Below are 8,022 nucleotides of genomic sequence, written 5' to 3'. Positions count from 1 at the left end.
ATAATACCGCAAATTTCCTTGTTTTTTGTGCAATAGCTACATAATATCAAGCTTTTTGCGTAACAAAAACTTTGTCAAACGGTCTATTCATTATTAGAATGTTATTTGTTGCTAATTAACTGATTTATCTATGCTACTTCGATTATTTTTAGTTGTAATGACGCTCGTAATGAGCTTCTCTACCCACGCAAATTTGTTTAACTCAAAGCCAAAATTCTTAGCAGGATCTGATGCTTTCCGTTTTTCTCACCAACTTTCTGATCATTCTGTACAATTAGAATGGCAAATTGCTGACGGATATTATTTATATAAAAAACAACTTATCATAAATGGTGAAAAGGTGACATTAGGGGAAATAAACTACCCAGAGAGTGAACAATATAATGATGAATTTTTTGGACTTGTGGATATTTTTCGCAACCAGCTAATAGTTAATGTGCCGATTTCACAGCGAGAGCAGGGGGCAAAACTTAGCGTTGAATATCAAGGTTGCACCAAAGGTTTTTGCTACCCACCTGAAACCGTTATCTTAGCGTTAGATGAACAAGCGGTGAGTTCAACACAATCTTTTGCAAAAAACTCAACTGTTGCAAAAAATAGCAACAATCCAACCGCTTATGCTGAACAGAACCCCAAAGCAGAACAAACTATATTGGCTGATAATTTAGCTCAAAATCGCTTTTCAATTTTTTGGTTCTTCGTTTTAGGTTTAGGGCTAGCCTTCACCCCCTGCGTGTTACCAATGTTGCCACTATTGTCGGCGATTGTAATTGGACGCCAACAACGCCCGAATAGCCTGATCGCTTTTAGCTTGAGCTTAACCTATGTACAAGGAATGGCACTCACTTATACTTTGCTAGGTTTAGCCGTTGCCGCCATTGGTTTACCGTTTCAAGTAGCATTACAAAGCCCGCCAGTGCTAATTACACTCTCTATCCTATTTGTGATATTAGCTTGCTCAATGTTCGGCTTATTTAGCTTAGAGCTACCGCATAGCTGGCAACAAAAACTCAATCAATTAAGCCAACAGCAACAGGGTGGCTCTTACTCTAGCGTGTTTGTAATGGGAATGATCGCAGGGTTAGTTGCCTCACCTTGTACATCAGCCCCACTTTCTGGTGCATTACTCTATGTGGCTCAAAGTGGTGATCTTCTCACAGGTGGGTTAGCTCTCTATTTACTGGCGTTAGGAATGGGTATTCCACTGGTACTTATCACGCTATTTGGCAATAAAATTCTACCAAAATCAGGAGATTGGCTATTAAAAGTCAAAACGATTTTTGGTTTTGTGATGTTAGCCTTACCCGTTTTTTTACTCTCACGAGTATTCCCTACGGAATTTGAACCATTGATGTGGTCTGCATTAGCCATTGCTTTTTGTGTTTGGCTTAATGAGCAATTTAACGTACAGAAATGGTGGAAAAAAGTACTTCGTCTGATCGTACTCGCTGCATTGGTTATCAGCGCAAAACCTTGGGTAGATTTTCTTTGGCAACAACCGACACACACACAAACAACACAACACCACTTTACCCGAATTAGCTCGTTGAGTGAGTTAAAACAACAAATTAACGCTCATCAAGGCAAAAAAGTGATGTTGGATCTCTATGCGGATTGGTGCGTAGCTTGTAAAGAATTTGAAAAATACACATTTACTGATACCGATGTTCAACAGAAATTAAATCAAATGTTAGTACTGCAAATTGATATGACAAAAAATTCACCTGCTAATGATGAATTGATGAAACATTTCAATATATTAGGGCTACCAACTATTCTCTTTTTTGATGAACAAGGCAATGAGCTGACACAATCAAGAGTAACAGGGTTTATGTCTGCTAACGACTTTTTACACTGGTTAAATCAGCTATGATCATTTTTTGACGGTATTATGTAGCAGTTGCAAAATTCCCCTCGCCCGTTTACGGGAGAGGGAAAGATTTGACGTTCGCTCAGAACGGCAAATCAGGGAGAGGGCAAAGGATAGTCTATTTGTGAAAAATTGATGAAAAGTCTCCGCTTATTTGCCCTCTTTCTGCTCAAAACTGCTGAACGCATTTTTGAGCTGTCTCTCTCCCACAAGTGGGAGAGAGCATTTTTTTGATTTTATGTAAGTGCTACATAATACTGCTTTTAGTTAGGACACACTATGCAAACTATTCTTATCACAGGCTGTTCATCTGGGATTGGCTACGCCACCGCCCACTATTTAAAAGAAAAAGGCTGGCGAGTAATTACAAGCTGCCGACAAGCCGAAGATGTGCAACGTTTACAATTTGAAGGCTTTGAATGCTTACAGCTTGATGTAACAAACTCTCAGCAAATCCAACAAGCCTTTGAATATATTCAAACAAGCGGTGGGTTAGATGCAGTTTTTTGCAATGCTGGGTATGGACAACCCGGTACAGTAGAAGATATTCCTCGTGATGCCCTGCGTGAAATTTTTGAAACCAACGTATTTGGTTGTTGGGAAGTGACAAACTATGCAATGAAAATTTTCCGCCAACAAAATTACGGGCGTATTTTAATCAACAGTAGTATTTTAGGTTTTGCAGGAATGCATTTTCGTGGTGCTTATAACAGCACAAAGTTTGCTTTAGAAGGAATGGCAGATACACTCCGCCACGAGCTATACGGATCCAACATTTATGTTAGCCTTATTGAACCAGGCCCGATCCAAAGTAAATTTAGACCCAATTCGGTGATTAAATTACATCAATATATTGATATAGAAAACTCTTTCCACCGCCAAGCCTATCAGCAACAATTAGCTAGGCTGAACACTAAAGGCAACGCCAACCCATTTACCTTACCTGCAACTGCCTGTGCTATCGCTTGTTATCAAGCACTTTCAGCTAAAAAACCGAAAGCTCGCTATCAAGTAACCTTTCCCACAAAACTATTCTGGTGGCTTAGACGCATTTTACCTACACCACTTTATGATTTTTGTTGTAGAAAAGGTGGGGGATAAGTTTATTTACTTACCCCAAATCCTGCGGATCAATATCTACGCTTAGGCGAATATCATTGCGTAAAAATTGCTCTCTAACTATATCGAACTGGTTCAATAACTGTTGGAGTAATCCCCTTTCTGCGTGCTGAATAATCAGTTGCCAACGGAAATGCCCTGCTTTTTTTGCCATTGGAGCGTTTATTGGACCTAATAGCTGAAAGCCTTGCCATTGATTTTGGGTGATTATTTGTTGTATGCAAGCGGTCAGTTCTTGCAAAAAATTTACCACTTTCTCATTATCTCGCCCTGTGGCTCGGAAAAGTACCTGTGCCGAAAATGGCGGTAATCCCATTAGTTTTCGCATTGATAATGCTTGTTCTGCAAAACTTAAATAGCCTTCCGTTAATAGACTTTTAAGTAATGGGTGGTCAGGGTAATGTGTTTGTAGCACAACTTCGCCCTGTTTTTCTGCTCTTCCTGCTCGCCCTGCAACTTGAATATAAAGCTGTGCTAAACGTTCTTCCGCACGAAAATCAGTTGAAAATAGGCTGCTGTCCACATTCACAATCGCCACAAGGGTAACATTTGGGAAATGATGCCCTTTGGCTAACATTTGTGTACCAATTAAAATTTGGCTTTTACCTGATTGAATTTCAGCAAGATGCTGCTCTAACGAGCCTTTACGAGCAGTGCTGTCACCATCAATTCGAGTGATATTAAATTGAGGAAAATGTTGGCTTAAAGTCTGCTCTAGCTGTTCTGTCCCAATACCCGTAGTAATTAAATGCGTTGAACCACAATGGCCACATTGACGGGGAATAATGTGCTGCGATGCACAATGATGACAACGCAATACACGGCTTTTTTGATGATAAGTATAAGGTTTCTCACACGCTTCGCATTGGCAGATCCAGCCACACTCGTGGCATAACAATACAGGAGCAAAACCACGCCGATTGAGAAAAAGCATTACTTGATTGCCTTTTTCAAGATGACTTTTCATCATTGCAAGTAAACGCTCTGATAGTCCTGCATAGATCCGTTGTGTTTTTAGATCGATAACCTGTTGGCGAGAAAATTGTGCATTACCTGCTCGAGCATTGAGTTGTAATTCAATAAATTTACCGTTTTTAACATTTTGCAAACTTTCTAAACTTGGCGTTGCAGTCCCTAAAATAATTGGGATCCCTTTATGCTTTGCTCGCCATATTGCAAGATCTCGAGCGTGATAACGCCAGCCATCTTGCTGTTTAAAAGAACTATCGTGTTCTTCATCAATAATAATTAGACCCAGTCGATCAAACTGTGTAAATAAAGCGGAACGAGTGCCGATCACAATCGCACTTTCACCATTTTTTGCTCGTAACCAAGCATTTAAACGTTGGCTATCGTTCAGATTAGAATGTAGCACATCAATTTCAACATTAAATCTCGCTTGGAAACGTTGTATCGTCTGCGGAGTTAAACCGATTTCTGGCACTAATACCAGCACCTGCTCGCCCCGTTTTAGTACTTCATCAATCACTTGCAAATAGACTTCCGTTTTGCCTGATCCTGTTACACCATTGAGCAAAAATGCACCATATCCTTGATGAAAATGCAAACGGCTTACGATCAATGATTGCTGTTTATTGAGTACCAAACGATTTTGTTGATTACAAATAGGTTTATCCGCTAACCTTTGTTGCCACGATTGAGCGATAAATGGCACATCGACTTTTTCAAGTAGCCCTTTCTCTATTAAAGATTTCCAAACTGTTGGGCTACAAGCGGTCGGTTTCTCAAAAATTTTTGCAAACTGTACCAACTCCGTTAATAAAACTTGTTGTTTCTTTGCTCGACTAAGTTCCCTATTTACTAAAGCATTATGCCCTTTTTCCGTTACCGAAAAATAATCACAGCTGGTACGCTCCGTACTATCCCCTTGACGTAATTTAATCGGCAATGCACTTTGTAAAACCTCACCCAATGGAGCGTGATAGTAATTAGCTGCCCAAGTTAATAACGACCAGATTTCATTATCAAACAATGATTGAGTATCTAATACTTCAATAATCGGCTTGAGTTTATTAGTAGGAACATCACTATCTTTTGGAAAATCAACCACTATGCCTAATTTACGCTGATTTCCAAATGGCACAACAACTCTCGCCCCTTTAACCACCAAACAGTCTTCAGGCAAAAGATAATCAAAATAACGAGCCAACGGTACAGGCAAAGCAACGCGAATTAATTTCATAATAGTCTCTTTTTAGTGACATTATCATTCAAAAATAAAAGACAAAGTATAACAATCGATAAGTAATAAAAAAATAGGCAAGCATTACGCTCGCCTATCATTATTTACACACTATCTATCCATTAGAATAAATAAGAAGCTTTTACCCAAACAGAGGTTCTGTCGCTACGTTTGCCGTTATGACGTTGATCTAACTCGTGGTTATGTAAACGTCTTGCTACAAATACATCAAAGTCTAAGCCCATTCTCGCTTTTACACCTAAACCAGCACTTGATAGTACTTCGCTTTGTGACAATTTATTATTGTAGCTAACTTTACCCCAATCATAGAAAGCATAACCACTGATATTCGCATTTGTATATCTCGGTGTGCTTAACTCTGTTTTCCAAACGAATGTTTTATCTCCGCTTAAACCAGTATAACGGTAACCACGCACATTATATACGCCAGTTACTGAATCTTGGTCTATGCTTGCTAAGTTGCTCTTTGTATATTGACCTCTTAATTGTGTATCAATATTCCAACCCTGTGCGAAGTCTTGGCTATAACCCACACTATAACGAGTTAAAGTATAGCTTTTCGCTTTTTCTTCAAACTCTGCAACTTTCTCCACTCGGCTTGAACCTGGGAAATTTTTTGAGTAATAGTGTTGTGCAACATCAAAACTAAATTTACCACTTGCTGTAGGTTGGATTTCACCAGATAAGCCAATATAACCACCTGCTAAACTATATTTAGAATGATTACTCACTTGGAGCTGGTTACTTGCTGCATCAATCCCAACTTTTTGTTGGAAATGACGATATTGATAACCTGCATTCACTTTAAACTGATCTTTCACACCTAAACCAAATTCTGGTAAGTAATAGCTCCATTTAAAGCCAGCTGTTACACTTTTACCTTTAGCAATTCTGCGAGATAATCCTTCTGGTAAACCATCAGCATCTTCTGTTGAATCTAAATTACTAAAACCAACATAACCACCTACGCTTTGGTGTTGTTCATAAAGTGGTAAGTTATAATTTACGCCTAACGCATAAGATTTTTTAGGCTCGTGGAAGTTAGTTAAGCCACTTACGCTTAACACATCATCTCTGCCTGTTAAGTTTGCATTGATATGACCTAAAGTTAAACGAGCATAATCAAACTCTTTACTACCGTAGTTATCTACTGCTATATAGCTACGCGTTTTACCAAATGGAGCATAACCTGATACGGTTAATGCTGACGCATTATTTGCCGGATCAAGATCGTAGTGAACACGAGTTAATTTTAGTGGGTTTTCTAACGCCATATTTAACTCACGTTTATCAAACCACTGACGACCATCTTCGTAAGTTTTGCCTGCTTTTAAAGACGGTAAGCTACGTTCGATATTCTCTTTTTCGTAACCTTTTCCACCTTTATAGAACACCTCATTACCACGTCCGCCTAATACTAATTGTAAATAGACGTTACCATCGATAATTTCTTGCTCTGGTAACACCACTGTATAACGACCTAAATTTAAGCGATTTAATACCGCTTCTAATTCACCTTGTGCTTTCTTTAAGTTTGTTAAACTTTGGTTTTTACCTTGATAGGGGTGCAATACTTCCGCAATCGCAAGTTGATTTGGCTCACTTAAGGTTGCAATATCTCCAACAAGTTGGAAACTTTTTACATCTATCAACGTTTCCGCTGATGCAACACCTGCTAACGACACACCTAACAACACCATCAACTGGTTTAATTTAAACTGTTTCTTTTTCATTGTGTTTCCTTTTTCGCTAATGCAAGGGGGAACTATGCCCCCTCGCACTATCAAACATTACTGCTTATTCTCTTCTTCAAAACGTTTGTATTGACGAGAAGATTTACTATTGATGCCTTCACAAGAGCGTACAATTTCTTGATTTGCTCTTGACACTCCTGCAGGTAATTCTACTGAACATACCGCTGTGTCTGAGATGATGCTTGCTAAACCATCTAATTCCAATTTGGTCTCTTCTAGTCTACCAATATCTTCTCTTACACCTTCAGTTGTGGCTTTCAGTGAATCATCTAGCTGTTCAAGTAAAGTATCTTTACCAATTAATGAACTCATATCTAGTCTAACAGCCTCATCCTTCATTTCCTTCATTTCTGGAATCGACGGTTGTGACGGTGGTAACATTGGTGCTTTTTCTCCCTTATCTTGGGCAGGCTTAACACAGTTACCATTGATACAGATATAGCCATCTTTTGATGCAGCATTACCATTGTTATTAACAATTGGTGCAGTAACAGTCACATTTTCTTTAGCTATCAAGTTACCTGTTTCAGTATTCGTGAAACTGTTCGTTGCGTTCACGTCAATCGGACCGTTCGGGCTAGTTACTGTACCGTTGTTGGTAATGTCTTTGCCTTTCAGGTCTACACCTTTATCACCTGTTACGTTGCCGTCGTTGGTGAGGTTCTCTGTCGCGTTCAGTTTAACTGTGCCGTTTTCTGAAGTGATGTTGCCGTCGTTGTCGATGTTTTTAGCATCTACGGTGACATTTTCTTTAGCTTTCAGATTACCGTTTTCGGTGTTGGTGAAGTTGTTGGTCGCGTTCACGTCAATCGTACCGTTCGGGCTAGTTACTGTACCGTTGTTGGTAATGTCTTTGCCTTTCAGGTCTACACCTTTGTCACCTGTTACGTTGCCGTCGTTGGTGAGGTTCTCTGTCGCGTTCAGTTTAACTGTGCCGTTTTCTGAAGTGATGTTGCCGTCGTTGTCGATGTTTTTAGCATCTACGGTGACATTTTCTTTAGCTTTCAGATTACCGTTTTCGGTGTTCGTGAAGTTGTTGGTCGCGTTCACGTCAA

4 protein-coding genes and 1 pseudogene are annotated in these 8,022 nt (G+C 39.4%); 2 read left to right on the top strand and 3 right to left on the bottom strand.

Annotated elements, in window-relative coordinates; genetic code table 11:
• Window positions 1-130 precede the first annotated feature (130 nt).
• Together ACWIW0_RS10900 and ACWIW0_RS10895 are read left to right on the top strand one after the other, a co-directional pair.
• Entirely contained in the window at window positions 131-1,873 is a 1,743-nt protein-coding gene (locus ACWIW0_RS10900) for a protein-disulfide reductase DsbD (RefSeq protein WP_454453329.1), read from the top strand.
• A gap of 276 nt (window positions 1,874-2,149) precedes the next feature.
• Complete coding sequence (locus ACWIW0_RS10895) at window positions 2,150-2,971, top strand: SDR family NAD(P)-dependent oxidoreductase (RefSeq protein WP_454453328.1); 822 nt, start codon at window positions 2,150-2,152, stop codon at window positions 2,969-2,971.
• A gap of 10 nt (window positions 2,972-2,981) precedes the next feature.
• Here ACWIW0_RS10895 and priA read toward each other — a convergent pair whose 3' ends face one another.
• From priA to ACWIW0_RS10880, 3 genes and pseudogenes are all read right to left on the bottom strand, one after another.
• Window positions 2,982-5,192, bottom strand: coding sequence for a primosomal protein N' (priA, locus tag ACWIW0_RS10890; protein WP_454453327.1), 2,211 nt, complete (start codon window positions 5,190-5,192; stop codon window positions 2,982-2,984).
• A gap of 122 nt (window positions 5,193-5,314) precedes the next feature.
• Window positions 5,315-6,946: a ShlB/FhaC/HecB family hemolysin secretion/activation protein gene (locus ACWIW0_RS10885; protein ID WP_454453326.1), complete on the bottom strand. Its 1,632-nt coding sequence runs from the start codon at window positions 6,944-6,946 to the stop codon at window positions 5,315-5,317.
• Window positions 6,947-7,003: 57 nt separating this feature from the next.
• Window positions 7,004-8,022, bottom strand: a pseudogene (locus tag ACWIW0_RS10880) (hypothetical protein); the annotation flags it as partial.

Source organism: Ursidibacter sp. B-7004-1 (assembly GCF_053654055.1).
Note: the sequence above shows the minus strand (reverse complement) of the source record. Positions and strands in the feature narration are given on the sequence as shown.